This is a genomic window from Aeromonas finlandensis (assembly GCF_000764645.1).
GTDB lineage: Bacteria > Pseudomonadota > Gammaproteobacteria > Enterobacterales > Aeromonadaceae > Aeromonas > Aeromonas finlandensis.
Genome location: NZ_JRGK01000011.1, coordinates 1 through 17500, shown reverse-complemented (window position 1 = coordinate 17500; position 17500 = coordinate 1). Strand labels below are relative to the sequence as shown.

Here is a 17500-nt window from a genome sequence, read left to right as displayed (position 1 = left end):
CCACCCCAATGGGCAAGCGCTCAAACTGTCGCCAATCAATCAAGCGCGACAAAAGTGCGAGTCATCACTCACTCGCCCGGGCTTACAAACGCTAATAAACAAGGATTTAGGGGGGCGAATTTCCACCATCCCCCCGCCATCACGATTCAGTGCAATATTTCGCGCCGATAAATAATTCGATCATTACCCCGGCTGGAGCCGAAAATGGCCTCCCCTTGCAGGGTAATTGGATCTGACAACCAGAGCGGCTGCGACGGCTGTTTCGATAAATCGACCTTGTAGGGAATGCGTACCGAGATGTCCGGCTTGGCAAACTGGAACAGGATCTCGCCATCTTTCGCGAGTGCAGACTCAGCACCCGGTGCCGAGCTCCCCAGCCCCAACCTGATCTTGCGACCAGTCCCCAGATTCAGGTCGCGAGTGGTCGCATCAAATGTCTGGCTCGGATTCAGGAAGGTGAATCCCTGATTGGCCAGAGAGATCTGAGTACATTGATCCAGCTTGTTCAACTGCCAGTTGCCCGCTTCGTAATATTGCATCTGCAACGGCACGGCCAACGGCGCAGAGGCCAAGCCAGCCGCCGTGCCAGCCTGCAGGCGACCGTACAACAGCTTTTGAGTGCCCAGCAGCACCGCATTACACCCCGATCCGGAACATGCCCCAGCTACAGCAGTATTCATATTTGGATTAGCCAACAGTGTATTGCCGCCATCCTTATCATCGACTTTGATACCAAAGCTCAACGTGGCAAAAGGTGCTTCTGGACTCGCCGCACGATCAAAGCGGGTATTCAGCCCGAAAGGTGACTGCTGATTTATACTGGCGACGCCACTTGCCCAACTGAGCGAGGGCGACAGTGTAATACGCTGGTCACGCGCGACCCCATCCAGAGCATTAGCCGCCACCATCTCAGCAACACCTTTAGCAAACGCCCCCTTATAGTTTTGTGTCGTCCCTTTCTGCAAATTGCGCGCAGTGAGGACAAAACCGCTGGCAAAGGGCTGACTCATGTATGTAAAGGCATTGCAGGCAGGCGTAATAAAACCACCACTCAAACTGTAATCCCAAGGAACAAAACGGCCCACTGGCTGGCTCTGAGCTGATGGGATGGTGTAATTGAAATAGCCGTTGGCAGTCGGAGTCGCCGTCATCCGGAACACTCCCACCTCGCTCACTGTCTGGCTAATGGTATTGACACTGTTGGTCGCTGCCACGTGGTTATAGGTGGTAGTACCCAGCGCGGCATTGGTGCCCGGGTTCGGCGCCACCAGCGTACTGCCAAGAGCAATATTGGGCAGGACAAAGTTGGGCGTAGTCTGATTCCCTGCGCAGATATCCCCATCATTGGCCGACTCCCAAGCCATCGCCTTGATATCTACCTGAAACGTCTCCCCCGCTTTTTTGAATACCGGGCAGCTGCTATCACCTGCCGCGCAGACCCCTTGCGGGGGCATAATGCACAGACCAACCGGACGCGCCACAAACTGATCCGCGCCGAGCATCACCAGACCCGCCGTCTCACCACTGCCATTATGGCGAGCATAGAGCTGCACCTGACCCGCATCGGGGTAAGCCACCTTTTTCAAGATCGCTTTACCCTGATTATCGAAAGTCAGGTTGAGGGTGGTGGGCGTTGGCGAAGGAACACTGGCAGCATAGGTAGCAATGGCGTTGCCATCGATGGAGATCTTGCTGCCAAAGTTATTGGTATTTGGATTGCTGTACGTTCCCCAAAAACCGACCGACCTCCCCCCGGTAAATCCGGGCACACATTGCTTTGTAATGTCATCTTTTTTAACCGCACTGATAGTCACATCCTGAGGCTGGTTGGAATAGGTATCCAGCACATCAAAGATGAATCCGCTGTCGGCAAAGCTGAGAGTACAGGCCTGAGTTGTCGGTGCGCCGTTACCGACCTTGCACAAGGTCTCACTGAGTGGTTTGACAGCAGGTACTGAATTGTTCACGCCCAACGTGACTTGGGTCTGAGTATTGTTACGCAACAAAACTTTGCCCGTTCCACCGGTAAAGGTCACTGTATTGCCACTCACATTGTTGGCACCAGACAGTGGGTACCAACCACCATCCTGAAGACTCTGTGGCAACAAAGAAACAGCAACTTGCTCGGTAATCAGCAGACTGCAATCTGGATTTGCACACGCCTTGATGGTGATCTCTTCCGGGTTGCAGGTCAGAGGTTGACCCGAATACTGCAACTCGAAATGATCTACCTGAACGCCTACCTCTCTTGATTTCAGCGCACATATTTCCACGTTATCGAGTTCATGAATATTGGTCAGGGCACCTGTAGAACCGGTCAGGGACACATAAAAGTCTTGCGGTAACGGGCTTTGGCCCAACGCAGGCTCCAGCGCATCAAACGAATCAATAAGAGAGATAAACCCGCTTCCCGTATCACGCTCCACTTTGACCATCGCACGTCCACTGGTTCGTGAATCAATCGTCAGACGGTAACGGTGGTTGGCGCTACCGTTGCCATCTACCTTTGGACTCAGGCAACTGGTGTTAGTGTTGGTTGTTCCATTATTACAGGTGCCTCGCAGATAGTTGTATCCGGAAAAATTGGATCCCGAGCCACGCACGACAACCGATTGCGGGCGATAGCCCACACTCCCACCGCCCCCAAAAGATGAGAAGTTGCCATACTCATCCAAGCCAAACCCGAGCCAACCACCAGCAAACCCGGGTGAGTTACTCGGTTGATAATGGCCATACCCCAAGGGCCCCCCAGCAGCGCCAGGCTGTGGGGTCACCGAAGCGTCAGAAAGCACAACTGTCATACCATCTGCCCCAGTGATCGTGCCACCATAGGCGTAGTGATTAAATGTCAGCGTCACCAGATTGCCAGCAGCAGGAAATAACCGCTGATAAGTCGCAGAGGTTGCTTGTCCCGTGCTGGCTTGGGTCATCCGTAAACGTCGGTCTGCCGTAATGGATGGTATAAATCCGCCAGCACTCTGCTTGACGGCCCACCTATCACCGAGCGGCTGGGAGAAGTCATCGGTCTCACAGCTCAATGTCGAGCCACCACAGGGATGGCGTTGACTATATAAATCTACGATCTGATTATCAGACAAGGCTGCGCCATAAATGGCAACCTCATCAATTCGCCCATTAAAGCTGCGGCTATCAATATAATCTCGGCCAATCTCCAAATTTTGTGTATTGGTTCCTAATGAACTGGCATCATTGCCCGTAGCCGTATCAGCGACCCCATTGATATATATTTTTTGACGTTGATTATTAGCAGCCATTGCATCATAGCGAATGACTATATGAGACCACGTATTTAACGGTATTTGGGTGTTTGTTGTTAGTGTCTGGTTCACACCAGAACTTCTTTCCCAATACCAAAACACTCTACCTAGACTATCCAGATGAAACTCATAGTTACCATCTTTTGACACAATGGAATACAGGTTGCCAGCCGATGGTCGACTTACCGGATATACCCAAGCAGAAACAGTTAGCTGAGTTGAAAATGACAAGCGAGAGTCATGCGGCACCTCAATGTATTGGCTACTACCACCAGTAAACTCACCATAGCCACAAGTACCAAGATTACTAGAATTAACTGGCAATGCTGGTGACACAGTATTTGTTTTCGCCCCCCTCATTGCGCGACCATGTAGCACATCAGCAACGGAGTTTTTGACTTCTCCTGCAACACCAGTCCACTTATTCTCTTCAAGCTGATACAAGGCAACAGGTGCCGGGGCACAAGCATTAACCGGATTTGACACAGGTAAGCACGTACCGGTCACAGAGCTGTTGTTGACATTAACTACTCCACCTGCATTATTTGTTGCGGCGGTCAAATTGCCATAAACCGTAGAATTGGTAACAGTGATATTATTTGATGTGGTCGAGATAATGACAGGGCTTCCCTGAGACCCCAGTTGACTACCAGTAGCATTAAAAGAGCTAGCCCCAGAAACACTTCCACTGGTCATATTAACTGAGTTGAATGTCACTGGATTATTTGAGCGCATGGTAATATTACCACTATAAGTTCCGCCAGACATAGTCACAGAACTATTTGCACTGATATTTCCTGATAACTGAACATTGGTCACGCTAACAGAATTGCCTGTGCTGGTTATATTACCCTGAACGACCCCAGAGTTTAGCGATACATTCCCGCTGGTCGTAATATCACCATAAAGATAGATATTATTGAGTGTGATATTTGAACTGCCAGCTAAAACATCACCATATATAGTATTTTGATATCCTTGAGATATAATACCACCAAAACCAGCTTTAAGAGTTATTCTGCTTGAGGCACTGCCAACTTTGTTATTTGTGAGAGAGATTCCGCCATCTGCACTCAGCGTGGAATTTTGATTGGCGACAATCACATCACCGTCGTTTAATGTTACCTGACCATTACCACCAGTACAGGTGTAAACATTCCCTAACTTTTGCCATGTGGTATTACATGGTGGATATTGATTGAGGGACAAATTATATTGTTGCGCCACAGCTGAACCGCAGAAAAGTAATAAACCAACCAACCATTTAAAATCCATCACTTTTCCTCTCCACTTATATCATCTGCCGCAATATCGATTGTCAGTACCAAGTGCAAGCGGATGACTTGCCCTGAAACAGCGAGAACGACTCCAGACCAAGCGACTAACACAACCGATATCATCACCATCACGGGTCATGGAGTTCCTCCATCATAAGCTTCCACCATCAGGGTTCTGCTCACGGCAAAATCAGGGTTGGCACTGTTGAGGTCCGAGCTACCACAGGTTCCGACACTCTCGAGACGATAGCCATTGGTCACAGATCCGTTGTAGGTCACTGGTACCATGGCGCAGCGGATCACAGCCTGGCAGTTGGTCAGCCCGGGATTGCTGGCAAAATTCAGCGTGCTGGTTGCAGGGCACACAGCGGGTGGCGTTGACTGTGCAAGGGTGCGATTAGGAAACAGCCGATAGAGCGCCACTTCCAGCCCGCTCTGGGCTGCCAGCAGGGCACGCACACTGCGCACCTCCACCGTATTTTTCTCGCCACTGTCGACCAGAAAACGGCCCATAGCAGCCGCCAGCAGCGCCATCACCACAATGACAAAGAGGGCAATCATCAGGGCGCTGCCCCGCATTCGACTGAAAGCGTGTGGATCAGGGGACATTGAACACCCCTATCTTATGGTTGAAAGTAACCGACTCCCCTTTGCGTTCGAAGACAAAGCGCATCCCAAACTCCCCTTCGGCGTTAAACGCTGAGGTTTCCCGATAGAAAGAGCCAATACGAAGAGAATCAGCCATCAGCACGCCCTGCGCAGGCAAAGGTGTCCCGATGGCGGCACTGGAACGGGTTATCGTGCTTCCCTCCACACAGTAACGGACCTGCTGGTTGGCAAAGTAGACCCGACTACCCGGCGAAAGGCCAGCCAGACTCTCGGTACTGGTATAGCGGATAGTTTGCGCCCCGGATACGGGAGTCAGCACATCCGTGACCTTGGCGACACAGCGCCCATAATCGCAACCAGCAGTGAGCGAACCGGCATTTTTGTCCGGTACCGGAAATACGATCAGCTGATCATCTTTTTTGACGGCGTAGGCATCCACACTCAACGGATTGGCAGCAGAGGCGGGGGTCGCCATCACCAGCTCAAGGGTGGCCACGCTCCCCGACATAGCGCGGTTAAGCGCCAGGTAACGACTGGAGGTGCTGATGGGCCAGAAACGCAGACAGGCGCCCGAGTCGACCCATGCCCCACCAGCTGTCTCGATCCGCTCCGACCCAGGCACGGCATCACGCAGTTCGCGGTTAAGCCGCTCCATGGCAAAGCGGGCATCGCTCATCAGCTGCTCACGGCTGCTGGCATCGCCATAGATCTGGGTGCCGATACCGATAAACTGGCTGGTAAAGGTCGCCATGATGCCGAGCAGCAGGATCACCATCACCAGCTCGACCAAGGTAAAACCGCGGGCACGGCCAGGTTTGGCGCAGTTTCGATTAGCCGGGAGACATAATTGGACGCCGGAAACGTGACCGGACATTGGAACTCGGTCGCAACATTGAACAGTGGAGCAGTCCATCAGTAGTTCCCCCGGTAGAAGGAGAAGTCGAGCAAGCTCTGATCCGGCAACTTGATCTGCAAATCAATGCGCTTGCCCACTGAGCAGGGCACGGCGCAACTCTTGAAGGTACCATCGCTGAAATCGGCAGCACTGACCGCAATCTTGACCTGATAGTTGCGATACTCCTCGCTGCTGATCCCTGCCGCAGTCTGGGTCAGCGTGTTGGCATCCACCCAGTTACTTGCGGTATCAAAATCATCCACATCGTTATAGGCATAAGGGGCGGGCTCACCATCAGGGCCATAACTGCCGGAGCAAGGGGAGATGGTCACCCCCGCGACCTGCTCGCCACAGCGATAACGACCACCGTTATGATCCGACTGTTCATCAAACGACTTTTGCAGGATCTCGCCAGAGAGGCGCTGGGCCAGCTGGGCGGCACGCACCTGCTGCACCGGGTCCACCGCCTGCGGCGCCTGATTGATGAGCAACCCCAAAATACCGGTCAAGGCAACCGCCAGCAACACAATGCCGACGATCAGCTCAATCAGGGTAAAACCGCGCTCAGGGGCTCTCATGAATAAACCCCTCTGACTCAATCTTGATGCGGCTGGTCTCGCGACCATCGCTCACCAGCAAGGTACAACCGGTGGCACAACTGCCTAGCGGTCTCCCCATCTGATCGAAGCGGAGCAAGAAATTGATGCTGTTATTCAGGGAAATAGTCATCCCCGTCGAAGCGGTAACCAGCCGACCACGCGTTCGCAGATTGTCGGTCCAGCCACTGTTCAGATCATCGCTGGCGGGACACGTTGCATAAGTGCGGTGGGCAAAACGGGGAGAGGCCACCACCAGCTGGGTACAGCGGTTGGTGGGCTCATGCATATTGACGGTCTGTACCAGCCGCAGCCGGGTAAGCAGCTCGTCACGCACAGTTTGAGTTTCAAAGCCGCCTTTGCCCAGCCATTTGGGCATGGCAAAGGCGGCCAAAATCCCTAGTAACAGGATCACCAGTACCAGTTCGATGAGGGTAAAGCCTCGTTGCATCCCAGTTCCTGTTTGTAAACAGTGAGGCGAGGTAGTTACCTCGCCTCACTTAAGCTACCGGTAAATCAGCATCCACCACCCAGAGTGGTCGTGGCACCAGCTGTACTGGTAGCGGGTGCATATGTCACTGTGCATTTGGAACCGCTGGTAGCAAATACATAGTTGGAACCAGATACTGCACCAGCCCAAGAACCATCAATGGTGACTGCACTCTGGATGCCTGCACTGGTCGCCGCCGGATAGCCGTAAACAACAGCAATGCTGGTACCATCGCTGCTACTGACAGACGCTGTTGCACTACGCTCAACACCAGCCAATGCTGATTTGCTATAGACCAGTTGTGCAGAACTGCTAACGGCAGCCTGTACGCCCTGAGCCGCAGACTTCTTGGCATCATCCTGCAGATTCAGGAACTTGGGTGCAGCGGTCACCGCCAGAATACCCAAAATGATAATCACGATAACCAGTTCGATCAGGGTAAAACCCGCCTGTTTTTTCATTTCACTTTCCTCTGTCAGTTAATATTGGTGGTCACCTGACCGGATGCCGGACGGTAACTGAAACTCATAAATGCATCAGTCTTACCTTGCGGATCCTGATACTTGCCATCACTGCCCTTACTCAAACTATTGACCAGATAGTAACGGCAGACCGAATCCAGTCCATTACTGCTCACAGTGGCATAGTATTTCAGGTCATTCCCGCTACCGCGCACTTCATTGAAGCTGGCCGTAGCCTTGGGCGGGTTTTGCAGTAACCCCTCCCAAATATTGAGACAACGTTCGGCTGTCAGATTGGCCGGGTCCACATCCGGATTGCCACTGGCGGCGGTATCCATGGGATAGCCGGGCGACAACTCGCCATTGCTGATCTGGCTGTCGGTCGGTGTGGTGAGATAGAAGCGGCTGCCGTCATAGAGCACGGTATTGAGACTGTCCTGCTTGGCTCGCCCTTCTGCTTCCCACTGGGCACGCACCAGCGACACCCCGGTGGCAAAGCCCCCTGATACGCCCTCCACGCTGGCTTTTTTGGCCTCGTCGGTCACATCGAGAAAGCGGGGCAGCGCCGTTACCGCCAGGATCCCCAGAATCACGATGACGATCACCAGCTCAATCAGGGAGAAGCCGACAGCTGGTCTTGTCATCCCGTTCTTTGGCATTGATGGTGCCATTGGTTTCATTGTCATGCTCCCTTGTAATGGCCGACATTATTTCATGCAGACCTAAAAAAATCATGTAGTTGGGTCATATGATTGGCTTCATTCAAGGCTTTTTCATCACTCGCCCGTCAGAAAACTGATAAATCAGCCAATAGTCATTCCAGCCAATCTCGCAACCACGGCCATCGGGACTAGCCAAAAATTGCAAAGGGGGCAACCTACCCTCTGCCGCATCTCCTACCAGAGTCCGCCACAACTGGCGGCAATTTTCCGAAGGGGATTGCAGCGGCACCAGCCCCAGGGGCCAACCCCGGGCGTCAAACTGCCACCCCTTGCCAGCCACATGCAAGATCTGCGGACGCCGCTCATCAAGCCAAAGTCCGTGCAAGCGTTGTGCCCGCTCGGCAAATTGCGCCCCCAGCAGGGTGAGGGTGAGCTGCTGCGCCTCTTCTCGGTGGCCCTGATAGCTGCGCACCAGGGTCGCAACGATCACCATCAGCAGGATCAGTACGGCGATCCGCCGATACCCCGTCAGCCAGCGATCATCCTGTTGCGTCTGTCTGCTCATCCAGCCCTCGACTCCACCGCTCACCTGCCACCAATAGCTCGCTTCATGTCCCACCACTCAGGAGTGAAGCAACCTAATAACAGCGGATTATTTGCCTCTTACGGCTCGCATCATGTCCCACATCGGAGTGAAGATACCCAGCGCCAGGATCAGCACCATCACCGCCACGATCCCGATCAGGATCGGTTCGATGCGGGCGGTCAGGCTCTTGAGGTCATAATCCACCTCCCGCTCGTAATACTCGGCCGCTTCGTGCAGCAGGTCATCAACCTGACCGGTCTCCTCCCCCACGGCGATCATCTGCATCACCAGCGGGGTAAACAGGCCGCTGCTGCTGGCTGTGCGCAGCAGGCTCTCGCCCCGCTCGATACCGGCGCGCATATCCCGCACCCGCCCCGCCATATAGGCGTTATCCACTGCATCGGCCACTAGTGTCAGCGCCGTGTTCAGCGGCACCCCGGCTTTGAGCATCATGGAAAAACTGCGGGCAAAACGGGCCAGCAGGGAGCGCTCGATGATGGTGCCGACAATCGGCAATTTGAGCTGCCAGCGGTGCCAGGTCAGCTTGCCCTTGGTGGTGGCGACCCAGCGGCGCCAGCCAAACACCATCCCCGCCAAAATGGCGAGCAGCAACCACCAGTAGTGAACGAAAAAGTGCGAGGTGGCGAGCAGAATGCGAGTCGCCAGCGGCAACTCCACCCCGAATTTGGCAAACATGCCGGCAAACACCGGGATCACCATGATATTGAGGATCACCATGGCGAAGCCGATGGCGATCAGCACGAAGCTGGGGTAGCGCATGGCGGTCTTGATCCGCTTGCGGGTCTCCAGCTCCAGCTCGAAATAGGTGGCGAGCTGCAAAAAGGCCTCTTCCAGCTGACCGGTGTTCTCGCCCACATGGATAATGGCGACGAACAGGCTGTTGAACACCCTGGGGTGCGCCTGCATCGAGCTGGAGAGCGGGCGGCCGTTGCCGAGATCCTCCCCCAGCGAATGAAGCGCCCGCTTGAGCGGCTTGCTGTGAGTGCTATCTTCCAGCCCGGCGATAGCGCGCAGGATAGGAATACCCGCCCGGGTCAGGGCATACATCTGGCGGCTGAAGATCACCAGCTCATCCAGCTTGACGCCCCCTTCCAGCAACAGCGACCAGTCGATGGCGGCGGATTTGGCCTTACCCGGTTTGAGCTCGGTCGGCATCACCCCACGGCGCATCAGCTGCTCGGCGGCGGCCATCTCGTTGGCCGCGTCGACCACGCCACTGGTGGCGTTGCCCTGACTGTCACGCCCCTTGTAGGCAAAGTTAGCCATCGCTTACCCCAAATCCTCGGCCAGTCGAAGCACCTCGTCCACTGAAGTGATCCCCTGACGGGCATAATCAAGAGCAGTGAGGGCCAGCGGCCGATAGTGTTGATGTTGGCGGGCCGCCTTGGCGAACCCTTCTGCATCGTTGCGGCGCAGGGCATCCATCATCGGCTGATCCAGCTCCAGCAGCTCGTAGACCCCGATCCGGCCGGAATAACCGGTAAAGTTGCAGCTCTGACAACCCCGCCCCTTGTGATAGGTATGCTGGCCGGGCGCCTCGCCGGAGAGCACGGTGAGCCAGGTGGCCTGCCCTTCGTCCGGCGCCTTCTCCTCGACGCAGTGCTCACACACCCGCCGCACCAGCCGCTGGGCGACCACCGCCCGCAGGGCGCTCGCCACCAGATAGCCGGGCGCGCCCATGTCGATCAGACGCAGGGCACTGGTCACTGCATCGTTGGTGTGCAGGGTGGTCAGCACCAGGTGACCGGTGATGGCGCCACGCAGGCCAATCTCCACCGTCTCGTTGTCCCGCATCTCCCCCACCAGCAGGATGTCCGGATCCTGACGCAGGGTAGAGCGCAGCACGTGGGAGAAGGTGAGGCCGATCTTGGGGTTGACCTGCACCTGATTGACGCGGGAGAGGCGGTACTCCACCGGATCTTCTACCGTGATGATCTTGTTGCTGGACTGGTTGAGCTCGGAGAGCGCGCCATAGAGCGTGGTGGTCTTGCCGCTACCGGTCGGGCCGGTCACCAGGATCATGCCGTGCGGGCGTTTGAGCTGGCGGCGGAAACGGGTCAGGATCTCCGGTGGCATGCCGGTCTCGGCCAGTGACAAGATGCCAGAGGATTGATCCAGCAAACGCATGACTACCGACTCGCCATACTGCACCGGCATGGTGGACATCCGCACATCCACATCACGGCCGCGCACCTTCATGTTGAAGCGGCCATCCTGTGGCAACCGCTTCTCGGAGATATCGAGCCCCGCCACCAGCTTGAGACGCAGCACCAGCGCCTGGGCGATACGCACCTCGTTGAGGATATTCTCATGGAGGATGCCGTCGATCCGCTGGCGAATGCGCAGCACCTTCTCGTCCGGCTCGATGTGGATATCCGACGCCCCCACCTGTACCGCATCCTCGAACAGGGAGCGCAGCAGCTTGGCCACCGTCGCCTCCCCCTCGTCATTGGCCCCCAAATTGCTGGAGCCCAGCTCGAAGCCAGAGTCCTGATACTCCTCCTGCAGCTGTTCTGCGAAGCTCTCGATCTCGCGGGTGCGGCGATAGAGGCGGTCGAAATACTCCAGCAACTGCCCTTCCCGCGCCACCGCCAGCACCATGATGCGCGGGCTGAGCAGGGCGGCGATAGCATCCAGTGCGCTCAGATCCGCAGGATCCGACATCGCCACCGTCACCTTGTTGTCGGTGAGGTTGACCGCCAGCGCCCGATAACGGCGCGCCTGCACTTCGGGCAGCAGCGGCACCGCCGCGGCATCGATAGTGAGGTTGTTGAGATCGAAGAAGGGCACATCCAGCTGGCGGGCAAGGAACTGCAGCAGTTGCACCTCGCTGATAAAGCCGAGGTCGATGAGGGTGGTGCCCAGCTTGCGACCGGTCTGACGCTGCTGCTGCAGGGCAAGTTGCAGCTGATCATCAGAGATGATCTGCTCTTGTACCAGCAGGTCGCCGAGGCGCATTTTCAGTCTGGGTTGTGCCATGTTTGCTCCGATGTCTGTTACTTCACACCCGTTACCGCATCCGATTAGGCTTTGCTAATCTGACCTGCTGTTTATCAAGGGGTTAGTTGGCCAATACGTTGCTCCAGCCAGCTGGTCGACGCTTCGCCGAGGTTGCCGTGCAGCAGGGCGTTGCGATAGGCATCGAGCGCCCGCTGGCTGTGGCCCTGACCATCCTCGGCCACGCCGAGGCCAAGCCACCAGCGCCCCTGATCCGGCTGCTGGCGCAGCAGCTTCACATAGAGCGCCGCCGCATCGGCATTCTGGCCCAGCTCCTGAGTCAGCCCGGCCCAGGTGGCGTAATAGTCCATGTTGCTGGCGAGATCCGGCTGATAACCGGACAACCAGCCAAGCGCCTGCTGCTGCTGCCCCTCGCTGATGGCAAGGCGAGCCAGCAGCAGACGAAAATCGGCCTGCTGGGGATCGAGCCGGATCCCCTCCTCCAGCAGCTGGCGCGCCTCGGTCAGGCGACCCTCGCCGTAGAGCAAACCCGCCAGCTGCTCGCGCGCGCCCTGGTTGTAGGGGTCGTGGGCCAGCACCTGATAGTAGTTGTCCTGCGCATCCCGCAGGCTCCCCTTGGCCATGGCGGTAGTCGCCTTGCGCTCCGCCAGTGCCGCCAGCTCCTTGGCCGACAGCTCCACCGTATCGATCTTCAATACGCTCGGTTTGCGCGGCGCGCTGGCGACCGCCTGCTGCTCTGCCGCCAGTTCGGCGTAGAGCTCGGGTTGCAACTCTTCATCGGTAGGGGTCCGCTCATCGACCTCGCTGGAGGCATCAAAGGGCGTACCGTCGCCGGTGTCGCCCGAGTCACTCTCCCCTGCCTCGTCCTTCACCTCATCCTGACTTGGCAGCGGCAGGGCGGCTGCTACCTCGACCGGCTCGGGCTGGCTGACTGGCGCGGCGGCCCTTGTCACCACATCGGGGGCCACCGCATCGGGGGCGACCACTTCGCTGGCCGCCGTGACGGTATGGGTCTGCTGCCAGTAGATCCAGGTTCGCCAACCGAGGATCCCCAGCGCCAGACCGCAGATCAGGGTCAGCAGCAACATCCACCATCCCTGCTGGCGTGCAGGGGCAATATAGACGGCAGCCCCCTCGGATCCTTGCTGGCGCTGATCCAGATCTTTCAGCATCTGGTTGATGACACTCATGGCCAGACTCCATAAGCCAGGGCACACCCCAGCAACAGTAACAGGGGCCACCAACGCCGTGGCGCAAAGCGGCTGGCATCGTCGGTATCGCGAATGGCGAGCCGCACCAGACGACTATCGATCTGACGCACACCCTGACCATAGGCCAACATCAGGCACTTCTGCGCCAGAATATTGATGAGTCTCGGGATCCCCCGCGATGCTCGCCACAACAGGCGCATGGCGTGGCCGGCAAACAGTGGTGCCCCGCGGTAACCGGAGACCTGCAATCTGTGTTCCAGATAGGCGCGGGTCTCGTCAAAACGCAGTGGGCGCAGGCAGTAGGAGAAGCCAATCCGTTGACGCAATTGACGCAGATGAGGCTTGGCCAGTCTGGCATCCAGCTCTGGCTGACCGAACAGCACGATCTGCAGCAGCTTGCTCGATTCGGTCTCGAGATTGCCGAACAGGCGGATCGCCTCCAGGGTCTCATCCGGCAGCGCTTGCGCCTCGTCGATCAACACCACCACCCGACTGCCCTGCTGGTGCAGGCTGATCAGGTGACGATGGATGCGATCGGTGAGATCCAACTCGCTCTGATCCCGCACCGCCAAGCCAAGCTCCAGTGCCAGCGCGATGCGCAGCTCGGCCGGCGTGAGGTGTGGATTGGGCAACCAGGCGAGTCGCACCGGGCACGCTTCCGAGCCCAATTCGCTTAGCAACTTGCGGCAGAGCAGGGTCTTGCCGGTGCCCACCTCGCCGGTCACCTTGATAAAACCCTCCCCTTGCGCCAGCGCCCAGTTGAGCACCTGCAGCGCCTCTTCGTGAGGCGGCAGGCCGTAGTAGAAGCCGGTATTGGGGGTAAGGCTGAACGGTGCCTCCTGCAGGCCGAAGTGGGTCAGGTACATGAGACATCACCTGCCACGGCGAGCAAGCGGCCTGTGCTGGCAAGGCAGCACAGGCCGTTCGGGATAAGGGTGACCGCATCTGGTGTCATGGTTCAGCCCTTGGCCGGATACCACTTGTCGAGCAGCTCGGAAGAGCGTTGCAGCTCGTTTTGCCAGGTGTCTTTCTCCACCACGGTCGGTTTGAGCATGATCACCAGCTCTACCTTCTTGGTGCTCTCGCGGCGGTTGGTAAAGGCTTCTCCCACCCAGGGGATGTCACCCAGCAGCGGTACCTTGCTGACGATCTCCTGCTTGTCGGTCTTCATCAGACCGCCGATGACGATGATGTCGCCGTTATTGGCCTGCACCACGGTATCGGACTCGCGGATCGAGCTCTTGGCCAGCGGCAGCTCCAGCGGCTCGGCCGTACCGACTTTGATAATCTTCTTCTGCTCTTCGGTATCGATAACAGAAGGATGAATATGGAGCAGCACCCGACCCTCTTCATCGATCTGCGGCGTCACGTCCAGCGCGATGCCTGAGAAAAAGGGGGTCAACTCCACATTGGGGGTCACGATAGGCTCGGCCCCTGTGGACGTGGTGGTAGAGGTCGAGGCATTGGTGACGAAGTACTCGTCAGTCCCCACCTTGATCACCGCCTTCTGGTTGTTGGTCGCGGTGACGCGCGGGCTGGAGAGGGTATTCACATCGCCCTGGGTCTTGAGCAGATTGACCGCCACGTTGAAGTTGCCGTCAGAGATCTTGAAACCGGCGCCGCCTCCCAGCGCACTGAAAATCTGGTTGGGGGTGGTGGGCAGCTGGGAATTAGCCGCCGAACCGCCGCCTGTGATCCCCTTGCCGCCATCCCAGCTGGCGGATAGACCGCTCCAGTCCACCCCCTGCTCGTACCCTTCGTTGAGGGCGACTTCGATGATCCGCGCCTCCAGCACCACCTGACGCTTGAGGTGACTCTCGGATTGATTCAGGAATTCACGCACCGCCTTGAGCTCATTCGGATAGGCGCGGATGGTGACCAGACCCGCCTGCGGGCTGGTGATCACAGCGCGCCCATCGCCAGAGCCAATCAGGGTCTGCAGAGAATCTCGCAGATCAGTCCAGTAGTCGCTGTTGGTATCCGTCTCGATACGGGTGCCATTGCTGTTGTCGCCATTCGAGTTGTTACTGGAGGAGGTGTTGGTGCTGCTGTTGTTCGACGAGTTGTCGAAACTGCTGCTGTTACTACCGTTGTTGCTGTCATTAGCGGTCACCCCGCCGGTGCTGACCGAGGTACGGGAGAGGCCGCGACGGGACATCATCAGGTAGTTGACCGGGATGGTCTCGGTGCGCAGGCCAGCCGGATAGATATGGAACACATTGCCCTTGCGCTGTACGTCGAAGCCGTACATGTCGCCCACCACCGCCAGCACCTCCGGCAGGGTCACATCCTTGAGCTCGACGGAGACCAGACCGGCAACCCCGGGATGGACCGCGACGCTGTAACGAGAGCCCTTGAACAGGGAACCGAAAAACTCCACCGCCTCCACATCATTGGCCGCAATTCGCAACCGCTTCTCCGGCATACCGACCGGCACCTGTGGCCGGTTCAGTTGCAGCAATTCGCTCTGCACCGATTTGGGCAGCGTCGTCAGAGGGGCAGCCTGCGTCTGCTGTTCGTTCATGGCGTGCTTGAGCGCATCCTTGGCCTGGGTCGGCTCGGGGTGCTGATACGTGGTACAGCCTGCGGCCATCATGGCCACGGTGATCAGACAGAGACGGTGTTTTTTCATGTAATTAATGCACCCTGACTTGCAATTAAACTCGATAAACCAGGCTTGCCTCCCGTGAGGCAAGACCGACTCAAACCCGGATCTTGCTGGCAAACAGTGTCACTGCGTGGCGTTTTCCCGCCTTTTCCAGTACCACGGCATCGGCATTGATGGATAGCAGCGTATAGCCGTCCACCTGCTGGCCGACCCGATAACTCTTGCCATTGAGCACCGCCAGTGCGGGGCCATTGCCCAGCATGATGCTCTGCAATTTCGGCAAACCGGAACCACTCTGGCTGGTCACACTCGACCCGGTCACCACGCCCGCCAGCGGCGCGGTGGGATCCTGCAATACCTCGACCTGCTCCGCCTGCACCAGCAGGCTGAACAGGCAACAGCACAACGCAAACCATCTAGCCACGGATAAACTCCTTGCTGGTACTCAGGGTGTAGATCTCCATCTCCACCACCGCGCCGGGATAGGCTTTGACCTGATAGTCGAACTGCTTCCAGTAGAAGTGGCGCGGCAAGGCTTCCAGCGCTTTAAGATATTGATACACATCAAAATAGCCGCCTTCAAGCTGCAGCCGGATACCGTGCTTGTAGAGATTGACCTTCTGCTCCCCCGCCATCAGCGGAGTCGGCTCCAGCGAACTGAGGGCCAGCATATGGAGATTGGCGGAGCGGGAGAGCAACGCCTCCAGCACCAGCGGCATCTCGTGGGCCGGGATCAGATCGACGGTCTGGGCCTTGAGCTCACCATCAACCCGGGCCAGATCGGCGTCGACCTGCGCCAGCTGGTCGTAAACCCCCTGATTGGGATCCCGCTTGAGCCGGGCCTGTTTGCCGAGGTTCTCCAGCTCCATGATCTCGAGGTCGCGCTCGGCGGCGCTCAGGGCCATGCGATCCTGACGTAGCCGGGTATCAGCCCCATCGAGCCATCCATAAACGCTGGCGGCGCCCAGCAACACCAGACCGGTCAGCAGGATCAACACCCGCTCCCGCTGGCTCAACACGGCGATACGCTGGCCCCACTCCTGCCATTGTGCTTTCAGGTTCATCAGGGTTTCTCCCGCGCAATGCCGCTCAACTGGAAGGTCAGACGACCCTCTTTGTCACGGCTCAGGGTCAGTTCACCAAACTCCTTGCCCACCAGACTAGGGGTCTGCTTGAAGCGGTTGACCCAGGCTGGCACATCCTGACTGCGTCCGGCAAAGCCGGAGAGGTTGATCCGCCCTTCGTTGATCTCGATGCGCTGCAACGAGAGGTTGCTGCTGCGAATACGGGACAAGTCCGCCATCACGCTGGCGTAACCCTGGGATTTTTGCAGGCTCAGGCTGCCCAGCTGGCGCATCAGCCCCTGTTTGGCAGTCAGATCCTCCTGCTTGTTGATAAGTTGCTGCTGCAAAGCGGGATCCGCCTGATGGCGGGCCAGCTCGGCATCGAGTCGTTGCGCCTCGCTACGCTTGAGCTCCAGCTTGGCATTAACCTGTATCAGTGCCCGGCTGACCTGCTGCTGCTGCCAGCTGTAACCGACACCCGCCAGCAGGATCAGCAGCAGCGCGCAGCCCCATACCAGCGCCATCTGATTGAGGCTTGCCCACTGTTGTTTGGGGCGAAACTCTGCGCCATAGAGGTTGATCTGACGTTTCATCACGCATCCTCCCCGATGGCGGCAGCATAGGCAGACAGGTACTCGACCCCGGCCAGGACTGCTTTGTTGGCCATGGCAGAGACGGCAAAACCGAAGGTTTGCTCCATGTGGCGTACCAGGGTACCGATAAAGGGCGAGGCGACCGCAAACTGCATCTGCCCCAGCTCCGGCAATTTGAGCTGACCCGCCAG

The 17500-nt window shown here is 57.4% G+C and carries 16 protein-coding genes and 1 pseudogene; all 17 read right to left on the bottom strand.

Annotated elements, in window-relative coordinates:
- Positions 1–146 precede the first annotated feature (146 nt).
- Positions 147–4553 carry a DUF6701 domain-containing protein gene (locus tag LD28_RS0100320; RefSeq protein WP_156120052.1) on the bottom strand — a complete coding sequence of 1469 codons (4407 nt, stop codon included), beginning with the start codon at positions 4551–4553 and terminating at the stop codon, positions 147–149.
- Positions 4554–4690: 137 nt separating this feature from the next.
- Positions 4691–5116, bottom strand: coding sequence for an MSHA biogenesis protein MshP (locus LD28_RS0100315; RefSeq protein ID WP_156120058.1), 426 nt, complete (start codon positions 5114–5116; stop codon positions 4691–4693).
- 37 nt (positions 5117–5153) lie between these two features.
- Entirely contained in the window at positions 5154–6077 is a 924-nt protein-coding gene (locus tag LD28_RS0100310; RefSeq protein WP_277619808.1) for a type II secretion system protein, read from the bottom strand.
- A complete protein-coding gene (locus tag LD28_RS0100305) occupies positions 6077–6637 on the bottom strand; it encodes a prepilin-type N-terminal cleavage/methylation domain-containing protein (protein ID WP_033135045.1) in 561 nt (186 codons plus the stop codon). The genes LD28_RS0100310 and LD28_RS0100305 overlap by 1 nt, the downstream gene beginning before the upstream one ends.
- Positions 6624–7106, bottom strand: coding sequence for a prepilin-type N-terminal cleavage/methylation domain-containing protein (locus LD28_RS0100300; RefSeq protein WP_033135044.1), 483 nt, complete (start codon positions 7104–7106; stop codon positions 6624–6626). Before LD28_RS0100300 ends, LD28_RS0100305 begins: the two co-directional genes overlap by 14 nt.
- Positions 7107–7171: 65 nt before the next feature.
- A complete protein-coding gene (locus tag LD28_RS23885) occupies positions 7172–7606 on the bottom strand; it encodes a prepilin-type N-terminal cleavage/methylation domain-containing protein (RefSeq protein ID WP_033135043.1) in 435 nt (144 codons plus the stop codon).
- Between the two features lie 14 nt (positions 7607–7620).
- Positions 7621–8292 (bottom strand): prepilin-type N-terminal cleavage/methylation domain-containing protein, encoded by a 672-nt coding sequence (locus LD28_RS0100290; protein ID WP_050514225.1) that lies wholly within the window; start codon positions 8290–8292, stop codon positions 7621–7623.
- 76 nt (positions 8293–8368) lie between these two features.
- Positions 8369–8833, bottom strand: a complete 465-nt coding sequence (locus tag LD28_RS0100285; protein ID WP_033135041.1) for a hypothetical protein — start codon at positions 8831–8833, stop codon at positions 8369–8371.
- An 87-nt stretch (positions 8834–8920) separates the two neighbouring features.
- A complete protein-coding gene (locus LD28_RS0100280; RefSeq protein WP_033135040.1) occupies positions 8921–10141 on the bottom strand; it encodes a type II secretion system F family protein in 1221 nt (406 codons plus the stop codon).
- 3 nt (positions 10142–10144) lie between these two features.
- A complete protein-coding gene (gene mshE, locus LD28_RS0100275; protein ID WP_033135039.1) occupies positions 10145–11854 on the bottom strand; it encodes an MSHA fimbrial ATPase MshE in 1710 nt (569 codons plus the stop codon).
- Between the two features lie 74 nt (positions 11855–11928).
- Positions 11929–13023, bottom strand: coding sequence for a tetratricopeptide repeat protein (locus LD28_RS0100270; RefSeq protein WP_033135038.1), 1095 nt, complete (start codon positions 13021–13023; stop codon positions 11929–11931).
- Positions 13020–13910, bottom strand: coding sequence for an MSHA fimbrial biogenesis protein MshM (mshM, locus tag LD28_RS0100265; RefSeq protein WP_033135037.1), 891 nt, complete (start codon positions 13908–13910; stop codon positions 13020–13022). The genes LD28_RS0100270 and mshM overlap by 4 nt, the downstream gene beginning before the upstream one ends.
- 92 nt (positions 13911–14002) lie before the next feature.
- Entirely contained in the window at positions 14003–15676 is a 1674-nt protein-coding gene (gene mshL / locus LD28_RS0100260; protein WP_033135036.1) for a pilus (MSHA type) biogenesis protein MshL, read from the bottom strand.
- 70 nt (positions 15677–15746) lie between these two features.
- The gene (locus tag LD28_RS0100255; protein ID WP_033135035.1) at positions 15747–16076 is read right to left on the bottom strand and encodes a SctD/MshK family protein; all 330 of its coding nucleotides are present in this window, start codon (positions 16074–16076) and stop codon (positions 15747–15749) included.
- A complete protein-coding gene (locus tag LD28_RS0100250; protein WP_033135034.1) occupies positions 16069–16716 on the bottom strand; it encodes a hypothetical protein in 648 nt (215 codons plus the stop codon). The genes LD28_RS0100255 and LD28_RS0100250 overlap by 8 nt, the downstream gene beginning before the upstream one ends.
- A complete protein-coding gene (locus LD28_RS0100245; protein WP_033135033.1) occupies positions 16716–17309 on the bottom strand; it encodes a PilN domain-containing protein in 594 nt (197 codons plus the stop codon). The genes LD28_RS0100250 and LD28_RS0100245 overlap by 1 nt, the downstream gene beginning before the upstream one ends.
- A pseudogene (locus LD28_RS0100240) lies at positions 17309–17500 on the bottom strand (MSHA biogenesis protein MshI); the annotation flags it as partial. The gene LD28_RS0100245 and the pseudogene LD28_RS0100240, both read right to left, overlap by 1 nt.